This window comes from Isoptericola sp. NPDC057191 (assembly GCF_042670225.1).
Taxonomy (GTDB): Bacteria; Actinomycetota; Actinomycetes; order Actinomycetales; family Cellulomonadaceae; genus Isoptericola.
Genome location: NZ_JBHUWC010000315.1, coordinates 1 through 1,537, shown reverse-complemented (window position 1 = coordinate 1,537; position 1,537 = coordinate 1). Strand labels below are relative to the sequence as shown.

Annotated in this window: 3 protein-coding genes; all 3 read left to right on the top strand. The window is 69.2% G+C overall.

Annotated elements, in window-relative coordinates; all coding sequences use genetic code 11:
• Positions 1-42 precede the first annotated feature (42 nt).
• The 3 genes from ACFT55_RS20175 to nusB all read left to right on the top strand — a co-directional run bounded on the left by ACFT55_RS20175 (position 43) and on the right by nusB (position 1,485).
• Positions 43-420, top strand: coding sequence for a hypothetical protein (locus ACFT55_RS20175; protein ID WP_380245651.1), 378 nt, complete (start codon positions 43-45; stop codon positions 418-420).
• Positions 421-489: 69 nt separating this feature from the next.
• A complete protein-coding gene (gene efp / locus ACFT55_RS20170) occupies positions 490-1,053 on the top strand; it encodes an elongation factor P (RefSeq protein ID WP_380245649.1) in 564 nt (187 codons plus the stop codon).
• A 15-nt stretch (positions 1,054-1,068) separates the two neighbouring features.
• Positions 1,069-1,485: a transcription antitermination factor NusB gene (gene nusB / locus ACFT55_RS20165; protein ID WP_380245647.1), complete on the top strand. Its 417-nt coding sequence runs from the start codon at positions 1,069-1,071 to the stop codon at positions 1,483-1,485.
• Positions 1,486-1,537: the final 52 nt, after the last annotated feature.

The window sequence follows — 1,537 nt, the reverse complement described above, 5'->3', positions numbered from 1 at the left end:
GGGTCAGGGACCGACGACGGGCGACGGGGAGGAACGAGAACGGTGAGCTTCGCGATGGTGGCGGCGGCCGTCGGGGTCTGGGTCGGGACGCTGGCGGCGAGCGTCGGCGGCGGTGCCTGGCTGGTCCCATGGGTCCTGCGGCACGCCGAGGGCGAGCCGCAGGCGGCGGCCGAGGCCGTCACCGTCCTGCGCGGGGGCACCTGGATCGGGCTGCTGGAACGGCTGAGCGTCACCGGAGCGCTGCTCGCCGGCTACCCGGAGGGCGTCGCCGTGGTGGTCGCGGTCAAGGGTCTCGGCCGGTTCTCGGAGCTGCGCGAGCACCCGGTGGCGAGCGAGCGGTTCGTCGTGGGGACGCTGGCGTCGCTGGTCTGGTCGGCCGCGCTCGGGATCGCCGGACGCGCGCTCCTCGTCTCGCTGTAGAATGTTCCGGGCTCTCTGCGGCCCCGAACGTCGACTCTCCGTACCCCGACCCCGAGGACGAACAAGAACGTGGCTACCTCCAACGACATCAAGAACGGCACCGTGCTCCGTATCGACGGTCAGCTCTGGTCGATCATCGAGTTCCAGCACGTCAAGCCGGGCAAGGGTGGCGCGTTCGTGCGGACGAAGATGAAGAACGTCCTGTCCGGCAAGGTCGTCGACAAGACCTTCAACGCGGGCATCAAGATCGAGACCGCGAACGTGGACCGCCGCGACTTCCAGTACCTGTACATGGACGGTGCGGACTACGTCTTCATGGACACGGACACGTACGACCAGATCACCGTGCCGGCCGCGACCGTGGGCGACGCGAGCAACTACATGCTCGAGGGCATGAACATCATGGTCGCGTCGAACGACGGCACGCCGCTGTACGTCGAGCTGCCGTCGTCCGTGGTCCTGGAGATCACGTACACGGAGCCCGGCCTCCAGGGCGACCGCTCCACCGGCGGCACCAAGCCGGCCACGCTCGAGACGGGCGCGGAGATCCAGGTCCCGCTGTTCCTCGAGCAGGGCACCAAGGTCAAGGTCGACACGCGTGACGGGTCGTACCTGGGCCGCGTGAACGACTGACGGGCGCCTGCTGACATGGGCGCACGTACCAAGGCACGCAAGCGTGCCGTCGACATCCTCTTCGAGGCCGAGCAGCGCGGGCTGGACCCGCAGGTGCTCGTCGCGGACCGCGTGATCGAGCCGCACACCGAGGCTGCCGTCCCGCAGTACACCGTGGACCTCGTCGAGGGAGTCGTGGCGCACCGCGAGCGCATCGACGAGCTGCTGGCCACCTACTCGCAGGGCTGGACCGTGGACCGCATGCCCGCCGTCGACCGGGCGCTGCTGCGCATCGGCACGTGGGAGCTGCTCTACAACGACGACGTCCCGGACGCCGTCGCGGTGGACGAGGCTGTCGACCTCGCCGGCCAGCTCTCCACGGACGACTCGCCGTCGTTCGTCAACGGCCTCCTGGGCCGCCTCGTCGACATCAAGCCGACGCTGCTCCTCTGAGCCCTCTGCATCGCCGAACAGGCGGTTGCGCACGTATTCGGGCCCGAATACG